Below are 18,233 nucleotides of genomic sequence, written 5' to 3' on the forward strand. Positions count from 1 at the left end.
GGCCCGTACCCCGGTCAGGGGTACGGGCCCGCGCCGTATCTGTTTCTCCGTCCGGCTGTCCGTCTGTCGGCGCTCCCGGTCCTCCCGGTCAGCCGGCGTCGGGGACCAGCCGGGCCGGACCCTGTACGAGCTCGCCCTGAAGCTTCTTCTGCAGATTCAGGTCCTGCGGCGTCAGCTTCTGCGGGCCACCTCGTGGCGGCACCCCGCCGACCTGCTGAGCGGGCGACTCCGGGGTTTCGTACCGGGTCGGAGCCGTCGCCAGGGTGAACAGCGTCAGACCGATGAGCAGCACCGTGAAGGAGATGGCCGCTCTGGTCCACACCCGGGCCTTGCGTTCGCTGTCCGTACGGATCACGTCGGGCGAGGGGAGCGAGGCGGGGGGCTGGGCCCGGGCGAGTGCGCCGAGCTGTTGATGCAGGAGCGCCGACTGCTCGGTGGGGGACGACGGCTCCGCCGGCCCGGGCAGCCGCTCGGCGACCGCGGCACGTGCGTTCATCAGCCTGCTCGCCGTCGCCGGGGTGCTGGCCTCCGTCTCGGCCGCGGTCTCCGGAAGATCCAGGCCGACACCGTCGTAGAGCAGCAGGGTGCGGCGGTACGACGGCGGCAGGTCGAGCAGCGCCCCGAGCAGTGCACGCGCACCGGGTTCGGCGGGCGGCGGGTCGAGGGGGCGGTGCGTGCGGCGCAGCCGGTGCCAGGGCGACATCGCGTACTCGTAAGCGGCGGCCCGTACCCAGCCCGCCGGATCACGGTCCACCGCGACCTCCGGCCAGTGTTCCCAGGCCCGCGCGAAGGCCCGCGCAACGGACTCCTGGGAGAGGTTCCGGCGCCCGGTCAGCAGAAACGTCTGGTGGAAAAGGGCGGCGGCGCAGCTCTTGTACAAGGCATCGAATGCCTCGGCCGGTGCTTCAGATGCTTCAGGCGTTTCAGGTGTTTCAGGTGTTTCAGGCGCGGCACGAGTGGCGGATGGGCTGTCCGTGACAGATGCGCCGGATGCGCCGTACTTGTCTGGCAGTTCGGGGGTGGTGCCCGGCTCGGTCGGGGCCATGGCGGTGCTCCCAGTGGCTTCGACGGGGGTCGGCGGACGGGACGGCAGACGGGACGGCGGCTGTTTCGTGGCGGTCACCGGCTTGGACAGCCTCGCGACCGCCGCCGGTGTCGCCGGGCGGGCCGCCCGTTCGGCACATCGGACGAACTCTCTGTCATGAAAGACCCCCGGTGGGCCTGCACTGGGTGAAAAAGTACATAAACGTATATTGGGCGACACAGCGGTCGTTCGCCTGTTACACGGAATAAGCGCGTGTCGTTGGGAGCATTGCCGTGTGACCCAAGTGACCGAACGCAGCCCGTCGTTGTCGGCAGAGCAGGGCCGGTCCGCCGTTCTGGCCTTCACCTTCCTGCGTGGGGCGCTTGCGGCCGGGCTGGGGCTGGGCGCACTCACCGTGCTCGCCATGGGGCTGTGGATCAGCTCCCCGGCTCCCGACAACAGCCCCGGCGGGGCCCTCCATGCGGCGGCCGGGCTCTGGCTGCTCGCCCACGGTGCCGAGCTGATCAGAACCGACACGCTCAGCGGAGCCCCCGCCCCGGTCGGCCTCGTCCCGCTGCTGCTCGCCGTGGTGCCGGTGTGGCTGGTGCACCGGGCGGCCCGGGATGCCCTGGAGCCCGACGAGGGGCGCCCGGCGCCCTCGGCGGCGGGCGCGTTCGCCATGGTCGGCGGCGGATACCTGCTGGTCGGAGCCGGTGTCGCGTTCTATGTGCGGGGAGGTTCGCTGTCCGTGTACGCACCGTCGTTGCTCTTCCCTTCGGCCGTTGTGGTGATGGGCGCGGCGGCTGTCGGGGTCTGGGCGGCATCGGGGTGCCCGATCGCGCCGCCGTCCTGGGCGCCGGTGCGCCTGCACGAGAAGCTGGCGCCAACCCGGTTCAGGGAGCGCGCGGAGACGGTGTGCCGGTCGGCTGCGGCCGGGGTGGCGGTGCTGCTCGGTGGCGGGGCGCTGCTCGTCGCGGTGGCGCTGGTGTGGCATGCACAGGCGGCTCAGCAGTCGTTCGTCCAGCTCTCGGGCGACTGGGCGGGCCGGATCCCGGTACTGCTGCTCGCGCTGGTGCTGGTGCCGAATGCGGCGGTGTGGGGTGCCGCGTACGGACTCGGGCCGGGCTTCGCGCTCGGTACGGCGTCCGCGGTCACGCCGCTCGCCTTCTCGGGCCGCCCGGCGCTGCCCGTTTTCCCGTTGCTCGCCGCGGTCCCGGCCCAGGGTCCGGGGACGGTCCTGAACTGGGCGGCCGGGGCGGTGCCGGTCGCGGCCGGGGTGACGGTCGCCTGGTTCACGGTACGGCGGGCCGCGCCCGCCCATGCCGGGCGGGAGGAGGCGTGGAGCCTGCGGGAGACCGCGCTGACGGCCGGCCTGGGGGCGGTGGGGTGCGGGGTCGGCACGGCGGTGCTGGCCGCGGCGGCGGGGGGACCGCTCGGCACCGGGGCGCTGGCGGAGTTCGGCCCGGTGTGGTGGCTGACGGGTGCGGCGGCCCTGGCATGGACGGCGCTGCTCGGCGTCCCCGTGGCGCTGCTGCTCCGGGCCTGGCGGCTGCGGGGCAGCGACGGGGGACGGCGGGTGCGACGAGCGGCGGAGGAGATGGCAGCGGCGGAGCGCGCGCCCGCAGCTCAGACGCTTGCGAAGGGCCCCGGGCAGGTGCCTCGGGAGCCGGGTGGCGGCGGCCGGCGGTGGTGGGAGCGGTCCGGGCGCCGGGACGAGGGCGAGGTGCCCGGACCGGGAGCCGTATCCGTACCCGTCCGCGCTTCCGGGGGCGTACCCGTTGCGGCGGCTTCCCCCGTAACCGGCGGCGCTGCGTCGGCGGACGCGAGGTGCGACGACTCCGAGCCGTACGACTTCCTGCCGACCGACCCCTGGCACGAACGGACGGCCCTGCCGGGTGAGGCCGGGCCGTCCGTGGATCCGTAAATCCGTGAAGTGCTCAGTTCTTGACGCCGAAGAAGGGCTCCAGCGGCTTCGGCAGCAGGTCGTTGCAGGCCAGCTGGCCGGACTTGGTCAAGGCGTCGTTCACGCAGGTGTAGTAGTCGCGGTAGACGAGCTGCACCGTGAACGTCGTCGCGACGATCGAGAGCGCGAGCAGCGCCGTCACCAGGCCGCTGACCGCAGCCGTGGTCTGCTGCCTCCCGTAGCCGGGAGCGGCGGGGGCGCCGGTCGCGGACGCCGGAACACGCCCGGAACCGGAGCCCTGGAGGGGGCCGGCGGCCGGCGTACCGGACGCTGCGGCCGGCCCGGGTGCTCCGGCGGCGCCCGGCGCGGACGCGCCGTTCGGCTTCGCGCGGAGCGAGCTGATCGACCAGTACACGGCGAGTGCGCCGAGCAGCAGGGCGATCTCCGGGAAGTCGAAGAGTGCGAAGAAGAAGGCCCACATGCCGCAGAGCAGCGCGTAGCGTGCGCGGCGCTGGGCGGGGTCGGTCGGATCCCAGCGCGGTCCGCCGGGGCTGCCCCCGGGGCCGCCCTGGCCATTCGGCCCGCCCTGGCCTCCGGGGCGGCCGCCGAAGCCGCCGCCCTGGCGGCCGGGCTGCTGGCTGCTCCACTGGCTGCCCCAGACCGGCCGGTCGTCGGAGGAGCCGCCCTCGGGCGACCCGTCGCCGTTGCCCCCGTTCCCCTGGTTGTTGCCGTTGTCGTTTCCGGCGTTCGAAGGGTGGCGGGGCTGCCAGGGCTGGTCGGGCCGGTCCTCGGGCGGTGCGGCGAACGGATTGTCGCCCGCGGGAGCGGACCCCGACGAACCGGAGGAACCGGAAGAGGAGGAAGGGCCCCTGGGGGACTGGCGCTCCCGCAGCATCAGTGGGGTCCGCTCGGGCAGCGGGTGGCGGAAGGCGGTGCGGCGGCGTCGGTCCGGCATATGGTGAACGTCTTCCCCATCTCGTCATTTCCGCCCTGCGGACGGTTCCCTGTCCCCTGACGCTACCTCCCGGCCAGGAGGGGCCGAAAGCTGGGAGCGCGGCGCAGGTGGCCGATACCCGTCGCCCGGACCCTTTCGTGCTTCGCCGCGGCCGACCCGCAGTCGACCTGCGGCGTCTCACCCCCGTCCCGTGGGGGTCCCCCGAGGTGCCGGTATCGTTGCTGACGGTCGGATCGTTCGTAGAGTTCCCCGTATCGAGGGGCTCGATTCTTTCGTACGACCATACAAATCAGCGCTGCTCTGCTTCACCACGCGAGAAAGGGCCCAGCCGTGGCCTCCCCGCCCCCCTCCGCCGCACCGGCCCGTCTGGTCGTGCTGGTCTCCGGCTCCGGTACGAACCTCCAAGCCCTGCTCGACGCCATCGGTGACGACCCCGAGGGCTTCGGCGCACAGGTCGTCGCGGTCGGCGCCGACCGCTCCGGCATCGTCGGTCTGGAACGGGCGGAGCGCGCCGGACTGCCGACCTTCGTGTGCAGGGTCAAGGACCACGCCACCCGTGAGGAGTGGGACGCGGCACTCGCCGCCGCGACGGCCGAGCACCGCCCGGACCTCGTGGTGTCCGCGGGATTCATGAAGATCGTGGGCAAGGAGTTCCTCGCCCGGTTCGGTGGCCGGTTCATCAACACCCACCCCGCCCTGCTCCCCAGCTTTCCCGGTGCCCATGGGGTGCGTGACGCACTCGCGTACGGCGTGAAGGTCACCGGGTGCACCGTCCACTTCGTCGACGACGGCGTCGACACCGGCCCGATCATCGCGCAGGGCGTGGTCGAGGTGGCCGAAGAGGACACGGCGGAGGGCGAAGCCGCTCTCCACGAACGCATCAAGGAAGTCGAGCGCAAGCTGCTCGTCGAGGCCGTGGGGCGGCTCGCCCGTGACGGCTATCGCATTGAGGGACGAAAGGTTCATCTCGGTCATGTCGGTGAATAAGCCCATCCGCCGCGCCCTGGTCAGTGTCTACGACAAGACGGGGCTCGAAGACCTCGCCCGCGGTCTGCACGAGGCGGGTGTCGAGCTCGTCTCCACCGGCTCCACCGCCGGGAGGATCGCTGCTGCCGGGGTGCCGGTCACCAAGGTCGAGGAGCTCACCGGCTTCCCCGAGTGCCTCGACGGCCGCGTCAAGACGCTGCACCCGCGCGTCCACGCCGGCATCCTCGCGGACCTGCGCCTGGAGGCCCACCGCGAGCAGCTCGCCGAGCTGGGTGTGGAGCCGTTCGACCTGGTGGTCGTCAACCTCTACCCGTTCAAGGAGACCGTCGCCTCCGGCGCGTCCGCCGACGAGTGCGTGGAGCAGATCGACATCGGCGGCCCGTCCATGGTCCGCGCCGCCGCCAAGAACCACCCGTCCGTGGCCGTCGTCACCAGCCCCGAGCGGTACGCCGATGTCCTCGCCGCGGTCAAGGCGGGCGGCTTCGACCTGACGACCCGCAAGCGGCTCGCCGCCGAGGCGTTCCAGCACACGGCCGCGTACGACGTGGCCGTGGCCTCCTGGTTCGCGGACGACTACGCCGCCGCCGACGACTCGGGCTTCCCCGACTTCTTCGGTGCGACGTACGAGCGCAGCAACGTCCTGCGGTACGGCGAGAACCCGCACCAGCCCGCCGCGCTCTACACCTCCGGCACCGGCGGCCTGGCCGAGGCTGAGCAGCTGCACGGCAAGGAGATGTCGTACAACAACTACACCGACACGGACGCCGCGCGCCGTGCCGCGTACGACCACGCCGAGCCGTGCGTGGCGATCATCAAGCACGCCAACCCGTGCGGCATCGCGATCGCCGACGACGTCGCCGAGGCGCACCGCAACGCGCACGCCTGCGACCCGCTGTCGGCCTTCGGCGGTGTCATCGCCGTCAACCGTCCGGTGACCGTCGCCATGGCCGAGCAGGTCGCGGAGATCTTCACCGAGGTCATCGTCGCCCCGGCGTACGAGGACGGCGCGGTCGAGATCCTCGCCCGCAAGAAGAACATCCGCGTGCTGCGCTGCCCCGACGCCCCGACGTCCACGGTCGAGGTCAAGCCGATCGACGGCGGCGCGCTGCTCCAGGTCACCGACCGTCTCCAGGCCGACGGCGACGACCCGGCCAACTGGACCCTCGCCACCGGTGAGGCACTCTCCGAGGACGAGCTGAAGGAGCTCGCCTTCGCGTGGAAGGCCTGTCGCGCGGTCAAGTCCAACGCGATCCTGCTCGCCAAGGGCGGCGCCTCGGTCGGCGTCGGCATGGGTCAGGTCAACCGGGTCGACTCCGCGAAGCTGGCCGTCGAGCGTGCGGGCGAGGAGCGGGCGCGGGGCGCGTACGCCGCGTCCGACGCGTTCTTCCCGTTCCCGGACGGGCTGGAGATCCTGACCGCGGCCGGCATCAAGGCCGTGGCCCAGCCGGGCGGTTCGGTCCGTGACGAGCTGGTCGTCGAGGCCGCGAAGAAGGCGGGCGTGACGATGTACTTCACGGGTACGCGGCACTTCTTCCACTGATACGAGTTGCACCCGGGCAGCCCGGGTAAGACGGAAGGCCGCCAATTCCCCGGAACGAGTGGGGAATTGGCGGCCTTCGCGAGGCGGTGAGGGTGGTTATACCTTCAGCATGCTCACTTCGTCTTGATGACGATCGTGCTGCCGGCGCGGTCGTGCCAGCCCTGGAGCTTGCCCGAGTTGTCGAAGAAGGGGGAGAGGTAGACCAGTAGCGTGCCGAGACCGCAGAAGAGCGAGCCGACCATCGGGATGATCCAGCGGATGAAGCCCGCACCCAGACCGGGGGCCTGGCCGGTGCTCTCCTTGACGACCTTGACGTTGAGGACCATCTTGCCGAGCGTGGCGCCCCAGATGGAGACCATCAGCCACTCGTAGAGCAGCGCGATCAGCGCGAACACGGCGATGAAGCCGAAGAAGCCCGCGAGGATGCCGACGCTGGCGTCGGCCGCGTCGTTCACGCACTGGTTGTAGGCAGCGGTGCCGTACTCGCTGCTGCTGCAGTCGTCGATGGACTTCGAGGCGCCCACGAGGCTCGCGACGCCGATCGCCGAGAAGATCACGTAGAGGATGCCGTACGCGACGCCGTCCAGCGCACGCGCGCCCAGGCGACGCCCCATCGTGGCGAGTTCGACGGTGCCGAGGCCCGCGACGTTGATGTAGCCGTTGTTGGCCTGGAGGGTGCCGCCCGGCTGCTGGGGCGGGTAGCCGTAACCCGGCTGGCCCTGCGGCGCCTGGCCGGGCTGCTGCGGGTAGCCGTAGCCCGGCTGGCCCTGCTGCGGCGGTACGCCCTGCGGCGCCTGCGGGTAGCCGTAACCCGGCTGACCCTGCGGGGGCTGGTTCGGCTGCTGGCCGTACGGGTTGTTCGGATTCGGGTTCGGGTCGCCGAAGCTCATCTGGGCGTTCCTCCAACATGCATGCGGGGACGAAATGCGGCCGCACGGAGGAAAGAAAAGGCCAGTGGTCCGCCCCCCGGTACTTCTGCGGCACTGCGGCCATAATCGTTATAAGCGGAGTGTAAGTTTGTCCAGTCGCGACGGTGGATGTTGCGCAAGTGCAACATCGCGTGCGCCCCAGGCACCCAGAATTGGTATGCGGGCGGGGTCATCCGCGAGTATGGGGACATGACTGCCCAGATTCTCGATGGCAAGGCCACCGCAGCCGCGATCAAGTCCGATCTCACCGTCCGCGTGGCGGCCCTCAAGGCGCAGGGCATCACCCCTGGCCTGGGAACCCTGCTCGTCGGGGACGACCCGGGCAGCCGGTGGTACGTGAACGGCAAGCACCGTGACTGCGCACAGGTCGGCATCGGCTCCATTCAGCGCGAACTCCCCGACACCGCCACCCAGGAGGAGATCGAGGACGTCGTACGGGAGCTCAACGCCAACCCCGAGTGCACGGGGTACATCGTGCAGCTTCCCCTGCCCAAGGGGATCGACACCAACCGCGTCCTGGAACTGATGGATCCGGCCAAGGACGCCGACGGCCTCCACCCGATGAACCTCGGCCGGCTCGTACTGAACGAGACGGGCCCGCTGCCCTGCACCCCGCAGGGCGTCGTCCAGCTGCTCCGCCACCACGACGTGGAGATCAACGGGGCACATGTCGTGGTCGTCGGCCGTGGCGTCACCATCGGCCGCTCGATCCCGCTGCTGCTGACCCGTAAATCCGAGAACGCCACCGTCACCCAGTGCCACACCGGTACGCGTGACCTCTCCGCCCAGCTCAAGCAGGCCGACATCATTGTCGCCGCCGCCGGAGTGCCGCACATCATCAAGCCCGAGGACGTGAAGCCGGGCGCGGCCGTGCTCGACGTCGGCGTCAGCCGGGACGAGAACGGCAAGATCGTCGGGGACGTGCACCCGGGCGTGGCCGAGGTCGCCGCCTGGATCTCCCCGAACCCGGGCGGCGTCGGTCCGATGACCCGCGCCCAGCTGCTCGTCAACGTGGTCGAGGCGGCGGAGCGCAACGCAGCCGACGCCGTCTGAGCCGGCTGACCCGATCCGGAAGGAACCCCATGGGTGCTGGTACGAGTCCGGCCGACCCGGCCGCCGAGGCGGACCGGACGTCTCCGGTGCCGTCGGACGCCGACGTGCCCGGTGCGGGCGCGGCGGATGAGGCTGAGCCGGACCGGGCTGCGACCCGTGAGGGTGCTGCTTCGGAGGGTGCTGCTCGGGAGGGGACGGTCGTCCGGGCGGATGCGGACTCCGATGCCGACGCCGATGAGGACTCCGGCGACGCGGACCGGGGCGAGGACACCCGCCCGGAGGCTGCCGCTGCCGCCGGTCCCGGTGGCAGCGCCCCGGCCGGCGCCCCGCACAACGGTCCGCGTCCGTCGCGGAGGTTCCCCTCGTTCACCCGGGACACCGCGCGCCCCGAGGGCGGTGGCCGTGCCGCATCCGGGGACGCGCCCGCCCCGGCCCGGCAGTGGCCGCTGCTCGCCGTGCTCTGCACGGCCGGGATCGGGCTGCTGATCGTGGCCGTCGCCCCCTTCGCGGAGGCCTTCAGGATCGGCACGATGCTGATCGGTGTGGCCCTCCTCGGGGGTGCCGTGCTGCGGGTCGTGGTCCCGTCGGTGGGCATGCTGGCGGTCCGTTCCCGCTTCACCGACCTGGTGACGTACGGGCTGCTCGGCTTCCTCATCGTGATGCTCGCGCTGGTGGCGCAGCCCAAGCCGTGGCTGGACATTCCGTTCCTGGAGGACGCGGTCCACTTCACGATCCGCTGAGGCCCTCCGTACAGCTGCGGCCGTAGCCGCGCGGCTTGAGGACGGTGTCCGTCCCCTCCCCCGAGAAGGGACGGACACCCGAGGGCGGGGGCAGCCACCGGAACGCAGGCGCTCCGGAATGTGGTGACTTGAGCGGCCTTGCCCCCCGTCCTGTCTCCAGCCTCGTGGACGGCGAGGACCGCTACAAGGGAACCCTGTGGCCTGTGGCACGGAAGTGACCATTCCGCCACGGTGTGATCGCCGCGCAACGGTGTGTCCGGCACGCATCGGTGGTGCCGGGGGCGTGCGCGGGGTGGGCCCCGAGTCCCGAACACTCCTGTGCGCCCCGTCGGCTGGAACTGTCGTCCTGCGTTCGTGCGTGCTCCTGGGTAGTCCGGAACGGAAGAAGAACCGGATCCGGGCAAGGGGAAGCAATGCCTCGTTGGAAGGCGCTATCGAATGAACTCGACCCGCAGGTCAGGGAGTTCGCCGGCCAGCTGCGCAGGCTCGTCGACCGCAGGGCGCTGAGCATCGCCGCGGTGGCCGACCGCACGGGCTACAGCAAGACGTCGTGGGAGCGCTATCTGAGCGGGCGTCTGCTCGCACCCAGGGGGGCGATCGTCGCTCTCGCCGAGGCGACGGGTACCGATCAGGTGCATCTGACGACCATGTGGGAGCTGGCGGAGCGGGCGTGGAGCCGTTCCGAGATGGGTCAGGACATGACGACGGAGGCCATCCGGATCTCCCGGGCGCGTGCGTCGCTCCCACTGGTCCCGCAGCAGCCACCGCACCAGACCGGAGACGGGGGAGCGGACCGCTGTGGTGGCAGCCGCAAGCGGCCGGCCGTGCTCCTCGCGGGGGCGGTCGGTGTGCTGCTCGTACTGGCCGGGGCGGTGCTGCTGGCCGGAGCGGGGCGGTGACGACGACGAGAAGACCCACCATCGAGCGACCGCCTCCCGGGTGAGCGGACAGGGCCGGGTGAGCGCTGTGTGACGGGTTGTGTGCGGTGCCACAGGGGGCCGGGCGGTCTGGGGGTTCCGGGTCGGATAGCCTGATCGCTGGATATCTCTTCACATCAAGATTCAGGGATGTCCAGCACCAGGGGCAGGGACCCCCACCGCCAGCTGTCTAACGGAGATCGCCATGACCCGCACTCCCGTGAATGTCACCGTGACCGGCGCAGCCGGCCAGATCGGCTACGCGCTGCTCTTCCGCATCGCCTCCGGCCACCTGCTCGGCCCGGACGTGCCGGTCAACCTGCGCCTCCTGGAGATCCCGCAGGGGCTGAAGGCCGCCGAGGGCACCGCGATGGAGCTCGACGACTGCGCCTTCCCGCTGCTGCGCAACATCGAGATCACCGACGACGCCAACGTCGGCTTCGCCGGTGCCAACGTCGCCCTCCTGGTCGGTGCCCGCCCGCGTACGAAGGGCATGGAGCGCGGCGACCTGCTCTCCGCCAACGGCGGCATCTTCAAGCCGCAGGGCAAGGCCATCAACGACAACGCCGCGGACGACATCAAGGTCCTCGTCGTCGGCAACCCGGCCAACACCAACGCGCTCATCGCGCAGGCCGCCGCCCCGGACGTACCGGCCGAGCGCTTCACCGCGATGACCCGCCTCGACCACAACCGCGCGATCTCGCAGCTGGCCGCCAAGACCGGTGCCGCCGTCTCCGACATCAAGAAGCTGACGATCTGGGGCAACCACTCGGCGACCCAGTACCCGGACGTCTTCCACGCGGAGGTCGCTGGCAAGAACGCCGCCGAGCTCGTCAACGACGAGGCGTGGCTGGCCGACACCTTCATCCCGACCGTCGCCAAGCGCGGCGCCGCGATCATCGAGGCCCGTGGCGCGTCCTCGGCCGCCTCGGCCGCCAACGCCGCCATCGACCACATCCACACCTGGGTCAACGGCACCGCCGCCGGCGACTGGACCTCCATGGGTATCCCGTCGGACGGCTCCTACGGCGTGCCCGAGGGCATCATCTCGTCCTTCCCGGTCACCACGAAGGACGGCAAGTACGAGATCGTCCAGGGCCTGGACATCAACGAGTTCTCCCGTACGCGCATCGACGCGTCGGTGCAGGAGCTCATCGAGGAGCGCGACGCGGTTCGCGAGCTCGGCCTGATCTGATCCGTACGCCCTCCGGGGCGTACACCACCGCCCCCGGCAGCAGTCGCTGCCGGGGGCGGCTGCGTCGGTATGTGGCCGTGGCCGGGAACTGACCGTCCCGCTTCCCGAGTCTGGGCTGTCATGCGCGTGACGATGATTCTTCCGGCCCTGACCGAGGCGACCAGCCCGCTGTTCCGGCCCATCAAGTACTCGCTCTTCCCGCCGCTCGGCCTGGCGACCCTCGCCGGCTACCTGGACCCGGACGACGAGGTGACGCTCCTCGACGAGCATGTCGAGCGGGTCGACATCGAGACGCTCGACAGCCCCGATCTGCTGGTCGTCCAGCCGTACATCACCTCCGCCCGGCGCGGCTACGAGATAGCCGACCACTTCCGCGCCCGCGGCGTCCACGTCGCCATGGGCGGCCTCCATGTGACCTCGCTCCCGGACGAGGCCGCAGCACATGCCGACACGATCTTCACCGGGCCGGGGGAGGACACCTGGCCGCTGTTCCTGAAGGAGTTCCGGGACGGTGCGCCGGGTCGCAGGTACGACTCGAAGCTGCGCACCCTGGCCGGACTGCCGCCCGTGCGACGGGACCTGATCAAGCGGCATCTGTATCTGGTGCCCAACTCGATCGTCGTCTCGCGCGGCTGTCCGCACCACTGCGACTTCTGCTACAAGGACGCCTTCTTCGAGGGCGGCAAGTCCTTCTACACCCAGGCCGTGGACGATGCGCTCGCCGAGATCGAGCGGCTTCCCGGCAGGCATCTGTACTTCCTCGACGACCATCTGCTCGGCAACCGGCGCTTCGCCGAGGCGCTCTTTAACGGGATGGCCGGAATGGGGCGGCTCTGGCAGGCGGCCGGCACCGTGAAGTCCGTACTCCAGCCGGATCTGCTGGAGCGGGCCGTGGACGCGGGGCTGCGCAGCCTGTTCGTCGGCTTCGAGACCGTCAACAGCGCGAACCTCGCCGAGCGGCGCAAGGACCAGAACATCGGCAAGGACTACGCGGCCGCCGTGCGCCGCCTCCATGACGCCGGTGTCATGGTCAACGCCAGCTTCGTCTTCGGGCTCGACCACGACGGCCCGGACGTCTTCGACCGTACGGTGGAGTGGGCCGTCGAGCAGGGCATCGAGACGGCCACGTTCCACATCATGACGCCGTATCCGTCCACCGGTCTGTGGAAGCAGATGGCGGCCGAGGACCGGATCGTCCACCGGGACTGGGACCTCTACGACACCCGCCATGTCGTCTACCGCCCGAAGGGAATGAATCCGCGTCAGCTGGAGGACGGGTACTGGCGCGCGTACCGGGACTTCTACCGGTGGTCCAACATCTGGCGCGGTGCGGCCGCCCAGCCGGGCACGCACGAACGGCTCAGGCATCTGGCGTACGCGGGCGGCTGGAAGAAGTTCGAGCCCGCCTGGGACGCCCTGATCCGCTCCCGCAACGTGGTGCGGGCCATGCCGATGCTGGAACGGACCCTGGCGGCCTTCGGCGGCAGACAGGCCTGAGCGTGCGGGGCAACCGTGCGCGGCCCGGGGCGCCTACCCCTTCTGCAGTTCGTCCGCGATCTCGCGTACGGCCGCCATGGCGCGGAGCTGTAGCCCGGGGCCGAAAGTGATCCGGGTGGCACCCAGTTCCCCCAGCCGGCGCGGGCTCGGGCCGTCCGGCCGGGCGAGGGCGTTGAGCGGCCCCGGCACGGCGGCGGCCAGTCGGGGCAGGGCCTCGGGCGGGGCCAGGATCGGGTAGACGCAGTCCGCGCCCGCCGCCACGTACAGCAGGGCGCGGCGAACCGTCTCCGCCTCCTGGTCCGTGCCGTCGGGGACGCCGTGGACGTAGGTGTCGACGCGGGCGTTGACGAAGAGCCGGTCGCCCGCGACCGCCCGTACCTCCGCCAGCCGGTCCGCCTGCCGCTGGGCATCGACGAGGGTGCCGTCGGCCGAGTCCTCCAGATTGCAGCCGACGGCTCCGGTGCCGAGGAGGCGTTCCACGAGTTCCTCCGGCGCCAGTCCGTAACCCGCCTCGATGTCCGCCGAGACGGGGACGGCGGCCGGGACGGCGCGCACGATCCTGGCCACGGCTGCGAACATCTCGGCGGCGGGCGTCGCCCCGTCCTCGTAACCGAGCGAGGCCGCGATCCCGGCACTGGGCGTGGCGAGCGCCGGGAAGCCCGCATCGGCGAAGACGCGGGCGCTCGCCGCGTCCCAGGGGCCGGGGAGGATCAGCGGATCGCCGGGGGCGCGGTCGTGGTGCAGGGCACGGAGGACGGATGCGGTCATCGCGGGGCTCCTGGGGATGCTCCGAATCAGGGAGGGGCGGGGTGCGGGGCGTGCCGGGTCAGTGCTTGATGTCGCCCGGCGTGTAGTGGCCGGGGACCATCCGGGTGGACACGGCGAACCGGTTCCAGACGTTGATCGTGGTGATCGCGGCGACGAGGTGGGCGAGCTCGGTCTCGTCGAAGTGCTTGGCCGCCTTCTCCCACACCTCGTCCGGTACGAAACCGTCGGTCAGTACGGTCACCGCCTCGGTCAGCTCGATGGCCGCGATCTCCTTGGGCGTGTAGAAGTGCTGCGACTCCTCCCATGCGCTGAGCTGGATGATCCGCTCGGTGGACTCGCCCGCCGCCAGTGCGTCCTTGGTGTGCATGTCGAGGCAGAACGCGCAGTGGTTGAGCTGGGAGGAACGGATCTTCACCAGCTCTCCGATGACCGGGTCGAGGCCCCTGCGGGACGCCGCGTCCAGCCGGACTATGGCCTTGTAGACATCGGGGGCGAGCTCGGCCCAGCGGATACGGGGGGTGTGCTCGGGGTTGAGTTCGGAGGTCGGGTGGTTGTGCTCGTTCGTCGTCATGGGTACGACGCTACGTCGTGGATGGCACAGCGGTATGGTCCATTTACATGACAGATTCCTGGGCCACTTTCGGTGCCGACCTGCATCTGGACACGACGGGCGCGGTGGGGCTGCGGGCCGGGCTCATGGACGCCCTGCGCGAGGCCGTACGGACGGGGCGGCTGGCGCCAGGCACCCGGCTGCCGTCCTCCCGCAGCCTCGCCGTAGACCTCGGCATCGCCCGGAACACCGTCGCCGACGCGTACGCGGAGCTGGTCGCCGAGGGGTGGCTCACCGCCCGGCAGGGTTCGGGGACCAGGGTGGCGCAGCGGGCCGAGCCGCGCCGGACGGCCACCAGGGCGACACGATCCCGGCCGGTGCACTCGCGGCCCGCCCACAACCTGCTGCCCGGGTCGCCCGACCTCTCGACGTTCCCGCGCGCCGACTGGCTCAAGGCGGCCCGGCGCGCCCTGACCGCCGCACCCAACGACGCCTTCGGGTACGGCGATCCGCGCGGGCGCATCGAGCTGCGCACCGTCCTCGCCGACTATCTGGCCCGCGCCCGCGGTGTGCACGCGCATCCGGAGCGGATCGTCATCTGTGCCGGTTTCGTGCAGGCGCTGAAGCTGATGGGGACGGTGCTGCGCAAGCGGCGGGTGCGGGAGGTGGCCGTCGAGTCGTACGGACTGGACTTGCACTGGAAACTGCTCGCGGACGCCGGGCTGCGCATGCCCTGCCTGCCGGTCGACGGACTCGGGGCCAGGACCGGTGAACTGGCCGGGCTGTGCGGCGTGGGCGCGGTCCTGATGACGCCCGCGCACCAGTTCCCGACGGGGGTGCCGCTCCACCCCGACCGGCGGGCCGCGGCGGTCGACTGGGCACGCGGCACGGGCGGGCTGATCCTGGAGGACGACTACGACGGGGAGTTCCGCTACGACCGGCAGCCGGTCGGTGCGCTCCAGGGCCTCGACCCCGAACGCGTCGTACACCTGGGAACGACGAGCAAGTCGCTGGCGCCGGGACTGCGGCTGGGGTGGATGGTGCTGCCGGAGAACCTGGTGGGGGAGGTGGCCGAGGCCAAGGGGCTGAGCGACTGGTCGTCGAGTGCGCTGGAACAGCTGACGCTCGCGGAGTTCATCGAATCGGGTGCGTACGACCGTCATGTGCGCTCGATGCGGCTGCGCTACCGAAACCGTCGTGACCAGCTCGTCGCGGTGCTGGCGCAACGGGCCCCCGATGTCCGGATCAGCGGTATCGCCGCCGGACTGCACGCAGTGCTCGAACTCCCGGAAGGCAGCGAGCCGGCGGCGATGCGGGCTGCCGCGTGGCAGGGGCTGGCACTGGAGGGGATCTCGCGCTTCCGGCACCCGGAGGCGGCGCCGGGGCGCGACGCACTGGTCATCGGCTACGGGACACCGACGGACAGCGCCTGGGCGGGCGCACTGGACGCACTGTGCCGGGTGCTGCCGTAGGCCCTGCCGTCGCACGGCAGAGCGCAGTTCGGCGACCGGACCTACGTCCTACGGCGTTCCGGGGACGGTCGGTTCGGCCGGTTCGGGGGTGTCCGCCGGGGCCTCGCCGAACCGGGCCAGGGCCAGCGCTCCCGCCACCGCCACCACGAAACCGGCGACCGCCAGCCAGACCAGGCCCTCACGGGTACGGTCCCCGAGCCAGATGACGCCCACCAGTGCCGGGCCGATCGTCTCGCCGAGCACCATGCCGGCCGTCGCCGTCGTCACCGAACCGCGCTGCAGCGCCGACGTGAGCAGCAGGAACGCCGTACCGCCGCCCAGCAGCAGGGCGTACCCGGCCGGGTCGGCGAGCAGCGCCGACGGGGACACGTCGTCGATCAGCCGGACCGTGACCTCCACCACCCCGAAACCGCACCCCGCGCCGAGCCCCAGAACGAGCGCCCGCGGCCTCTCCGGCAGGCGCCCGGCCGCCGCGCCGATCAGCAGAATGCCGAGGGAGATCCCCAGCATGGTCCAGCCCAGGGCCGCCGAACCGGTCCCGTGGCCCTCACCGCCGGAGGCGAGCCCCAGCATGCCCAGGCCCGCGCAGACGACACCGACCGCGGTCCATTCGACGCCGCTCAGCCGCACCTTGAGGAGCCGGGCGGCGACTACGGCGGTCACCGCGAGACTCGCGGCCAGGGCGGCGCCCACCGCGTAGATCGGCAGGGACCGCAGGGCGATGATCTGGAGGACGAAACCGCAGCCGTCGAGGGCGAGTCCGGCGATGTAGCGCCACTGGCGCAAGGCGCGCAGCAGCAGCGCCGGATCGACTCCCGCGTCCGACCCCGGCTCGGCGGCGGCCCGCGAGGCGACGGCCTGGAGGACGGAGGCCGTACCGAAGCAGACGGCGGCGCCGAGCGCGCAGATCATCCCGAAGAACACAAAGGGACTCTACTTGCGGCCGTTCGGTGCACCCGCTTTCGGCCGCGGTGGACAGCCATCTAATCTGACAAGTGGCCACACTGGCTTGATTCGTACGACGGGGGAAACGGAAGCATGGCCATACGCAGGCTGAGGTCGAGCACGGTGGTACTCGGCGGCATGGGGGTGCTCGCAGCGATGATCACCTCCTGCGGTTCGGAACCCGACAAGCGGTGCGTCGACCCGCTCACCCAGGACAAGCTGCCGAGCTACCAGTGCAAGGACGTCAGCGGCAAGGGGTCGTACTACTACGGCGGCAGCAGCAAGAACGGCAAGGTGCAGGGCGGCAGCTTCAACAAGTCCGCGGTCGACCGCGGCGGCTTCGGCTGCTCGGGCACCGGCGGCGGCTGAACCGGTATGGAGCGCCGCACCACGCAGCCGCGTCCCGGCTGGCAGCGGACGGTGGAGGAGCAGGGGCTCGTCTACCCGCTCACCCGCTACCCGGACGGATCACTGCGCCCGTACTGGGACGAGAGTGCCTACTACGTCTTCTCGCTGCCCGAGGTCGAGGCGCTGGAGGACGTCGTCGAGGAACTGCACACCATGTGTCTGGCCGCGGCCGCCCACATCGTGGAGCAGGACCGCTTCGCCGATCTCGGCATCACCGACCGACGACTGTCCGGACTCATCGCCCAGTCCTGGCGCCGCCGTGACGAACTGCCTTCCCTGTACGGCAGGTTCGACCTGCGCTACGACGGAACAGGTCCGGCGAAGATGCTGGAGTACAACGCGGACACCCCCACCTCCCTGGTGGAGGCCGCAAGCGCCCAGTGGTTCTGGATGGAGGACCGTTTCCCGGGCGCCGACCAGTGGAACTCTCTGCACGAACGTCTCGTCGCGGCGTGGAAACGGCAGGCCGGCCTGCTGCCGCCCGGACCCCTGCACTTCGCGCACTCCGACGGGGACGAGCTGGGCGAGGACCTGATGACGGTCGCCTATCTGCGCGAGACCGCCGAACAGGCCGGCATCGACACGGAGGCGCTCTCCGTCGAACAGATCGGCTGGGACCGGCTGACCGGGCGGTTCGTCGACGAGCGGCTCCGCTTCATCCGCAGCTGCTTCAAGCTGTACCCGTGGGAGTGGCTGGCGACCGACCGGTTCGGGCCGCATGTGCTGGACACCCTCGACAACGGCGGCGGCACCGGCACCACCTGCTGGATCGAGCCCGCCTGGAAGATGCTCCTCTCCAACAAGGCGCTGCTGGCGATCCTCTGGGAGCTCTTTCCGGGCCACCCGAACCTGCTCCCCTCCTATCTCGACGGCCCCCGTGAACTCGCGGCGACGGGTACGGGGGCGGGCGACGGAGGTGGCCCCGGCTACGTCGCCAAGCCGCTGCTCGGCCGTGAGGGGGCCGGGGTCACGATCCATGAGCCGGGCAGCCCCGCGATGCTGCGGGACGAGCCGTGCTGCTACCAGGAACTGGCGCCGCTGCCGGACTTCGACGGCAACCGGGTGGTGCTGGGTGCATGGGTCGTCGAGGACGAGGCGGCCGGGCTCGGCATCCGTGAATCGGCGGGGCCGGTCACGGACGAGTACGCCCGCTTCCTGCCTCACGTGATCCTCTAAGACCGACCGGCAAATGGGGGGCGGCGTCGTGGGGCTGGGCACGCGCATCTGCGGCGTTGTCGTCAGTCACCAACTTCCCCAAGCTCTCGGCTTCGCTCGAGCAGGGGAGACCCCATCGCGTTGCCTCCCTCCTCCGCCTTGCAGCTGCACGCACCCAGCCCCGCTCCTTCTCCC

Annotated in this window: 17 protein-coding genes; 11 read left to right on the plus strand and 6 right to left on the minus strand. The window is 71.2% G+C overall.

Annotation, left to right across the window (positions count from 1 at the left end; all coding sequences use genetic code 11):
* Positions 1 to 88 precede the first annotated feature (88 nt).
* The gene (locus ACFVYE_RS34175; protein ID WP_383961753.1) at positions 89 to 880 is read right to left on the minus strand and encodes an RNA polymerase sigma factor; all 792 of its coding nucleotides are present in this window, start codon (positions 878 to 880) and stop codon (positions 89 to 91) included.
* Positions 881 to 1,328: 448 nt separating this feature from the next.
* Here ACFVYE_RS34175 and ACFVYE_RS34180 point away from each other — a divergent pair, with 448 nt between their 5' ends.
* Entirely contained in the window at positions 1,329 to 2,948 is a 1,620-nt protein-coding gene (locus ACFVYE_RS34180) for a DUF6350 family protein (RefSeq protein WP_383961868.1), read from the plus strand.
* Positions 2,949 to 2,961: 13 nt separating this feature from the next.
* Here the strand turns inward: ACFVYE_RS34180 and ACFVYE_RS34185 are convergent, their stop codons facing one another.
* On the minus strand, positions 2,962 to 3,882 hold the full coding sequence (locus tag ACFVYE_RS34185) for a hypothetical protein (protein WP_383961756.1): 921 nt from the start codon (positions 3,880 to 3,882) through the stop codon (positions 2,962 to 2,964).
* Between the two features lie 330 nt (positions 3,883 to 4,212).
* Here ACFVYE_RS34185 and purN point away from each other — a divergent pair, with 330 nt between their 5' ends.
* Together purN and purH are read left to right on the plus strand one after the other, a co-directional pair.
* Positions 4,213 to 4,869, plus strand: coding sequence for a phosphoribosylglycinamide formyltransferase (gene purN, locus ACFVYE_RS34190; protein WP_114246185.1), 657 nt, complete (start codon positions 4,213 to 4,215; stop codon positions 4,867 to 4,869).
* Positions 4,856 to 6,409, plus strand: a complete 1,554-nt coding sequence (purH, locus tag ACFVYE_RS34195; RefSeq protein WP_389608106.1) for a bifunctional phosphoribosylaminoimidazolecarboxamide formyltransferase/IMP cyclohydrolase — start codon at positions 4,856 to 4,858, stop codon at positions 6,407 to 6,409. Before purN ends, purH begins: the two co-directional genes overlap by 14 nt.
* A gap of 113 nt (positions 6,410 to 6,522) precedes the next feature.
* Here purH and ACFVYE_RS34200 read toward each other — a convergent pair whose 3' ends face one another.
* Complete coding sequence (locus tag ACFVYE_RS34200; RefSeq protein WP_383961763.1) at positions 6,523 to 7,299, minus strand: RDD family protein; 777 nt, start codon at positions 7,297 to 7,299, stop codon at positions 6,523 to 6,525.
* A 228-nt stretch (positions 7,300 to 7,527) separates the two neighbouring features.
* Between ACFVYE_RS34200 and ACFVYE_RS34205 the strand changes: the two genes are divergently transcribed.
* The 5 genes from ACFVYE_RS34205 to ACFVYE_RS34225 all read left to right on the plus strand — a co-directional run bounded on the left by ACFVYE_RS34205 (position 7,528) and on the right by ACFVYE_RS34225 (position 12,740).
* Positions 7,528 to 8,391 carry a bifunctional methylenetetrahydrofolate dehydrogenase/methenyltetrahydrofolate cyclohydrolase gene (locus ACFVYE_RS34205; RefSeq protein ID WP_093900214.1) on the plus strand — a complete coding sequence of 288 codons (864 nt, stop codon included), beginning with the start codon at positions 7,528 to 7,530 and terminating at the stop codon, positions 8,389 to 8,391.
* Positions 8,392 to 8,420: 29 nt separating this feature from the next.
* On the plus strand, positions 8,421 to 9,131 hold the full coding sequence (locus ACFVYE_RS34210) for a DUF3017 domain-containing protein (protein ID WP_383961767.1): 711 nt from the start codon (positions 8,421 to 8,423) through the stop codon (positions 9,129 to 9,131).
* Between the two features lie 413 nt (positions 9,132 to 9,544).
* A complete protein-coding gene (locus ACFVYE_RS34215; RefSeq protein WP_389608107.1) occupies positions 9,545 to 10,030 on the plus strand; it encodes a helix-turn-helix domain-containing protein in 486 nt (161 codons plus the stop codon).
* 223 nt (positions 10,031 to 10,253) lie between these two features.
* The gene (locus ACFVYE_RS34220; RefSeq protein ID WP_266358614.1) at positions 10,254 to 11,243 is read left to right on the plus strand and encodes a malate dehydrogenase; all 990 of its coding nucleotides are present in this window, start codon (positions 10,254 to 10,256) and stop codon (positions 11,241 to 11,243) included.
* Between the two features lie 132 nt (positions 11,244 to 11,375).
* Positions 11,376 to 12,740, plus strand: a complete 1,365-nt coding sequence (locus ACFVYE_RS34225) for a B12-binding domain-containing radical SAM protein (RefSeq protein ID WP_383961871.1) — start codon at positions 11,376 to 11,378, stop codon at positions 12,738 to 12,740.
* Positions 12,741 to 12,773: 33 nt separating this feature from the next.
* Here ACFVYE_RS34225 and ACFVYE_RS34230 read toward each other — a convergent pair whose 3' ends face one another.
* Complete coding sequence (locus ACFVYE_RS34230; RefSeq protein WP_383961774.1) at positions 12,774 to 13,508, minus strand: isocitrate lyase/phosphoenolpyruvate mutase family protein; 735 nt, start codon at positions 13,506 to 13,508, stop codon at positions 12,774 to 12,776.
* Between the two features lie 58 nt (positions 13,509 to 13,566).
* Positions 13,567 to 14,079, minus strand: coding sequence for a carboxymuconolactone decarboxylase family protein (locus tag ACFVYE_RS34235; RefSeq protein ID WP_383961777.1), 513 nt, complete (start codon positions 14,077 to 14,079; stop codon positions 13,567 to 13,569).
* 47 nt (positions 14,080 to 14,126) lie between these two features.
* On the opposite strand from ACFVYE_RS34235, the gene ACFVYE_RS34240 reads away from it, so the two are divergent.
* The gene (locus ACFVYE_RS34240) at positions 14,127 to 15,530 is read left to right on the plus strand and encodes a PLP-dependent aminotransferase family protein (protein WP_389608108.1); all 1,404 of its coding nucleotides are present in this window, start codon (positions 14,127 to 14,129) and stop codon (positions 15,528 to 15,530) included.
* 48 nt (positions 15,531 to 15,578) lie between these two features.
* Here ACFVYE_RS34240 and ACFVYE_RS34245 read toward each other — a convergent pair whose 3' ends face one another.
* Positions 15,579 to 16,442: a hypothetical protein gene (locus ACFVYE_RS34245; RefSeq protein WP_389608120.1), complete on the minus strand. Its 864-nt coding sequence runs from the start codon at positions 16,440 to 16,442 to the stop codon at positions 15,579 to 15,581.
* Positions 16,443 to 16,568: 126 nt separating this feature from the next.
* Between ACFVYE_RS34245 and ACFVYE_RS34250 the strand changes: the two genes are divergently transcribed.
* Both ACFVYE_RS34250 and ACFVYE_RS34255 read left to right on the plus strand, forming a co-directional pair.
* Positions 16,569 to 16,844, plus strand: coding sequence for a hypothetical protein (locus ACFVYE_RS34250; protein ID WP_383961783.1), 276 nt, complete (start codon positions 16,569 to 16,571; stop codon positions 16,842 to 16,844).
* Positions 16,845 to 16,850: 6 nt separating this feature from the next.
* Positions 16,851 to 18,059 (plus strand): glutathionylspermidine synthase family protein, encoded by a 1,209-nt coding sequence (locus tag ACFVYE_RS34255; RefSeq protein ID WP_383961786.1) that lies wholly within the window; start codon positions 16,851 to 16,853, stop codon positions 18,057 to 18,059.
* Positions 18,060 to 18,233 lie beyond the last annotated feature (174 nt).

The sequence above is a fragment of the Streptomyces sp. NPDC058239 genome (genome assembly GCF_042882185.1).
Taxonomy (GTDB): Bacteria; Actinomycetota; Actinomycetes; order Streptomycetales; family Streptomycetaceae; genus Streptomyces.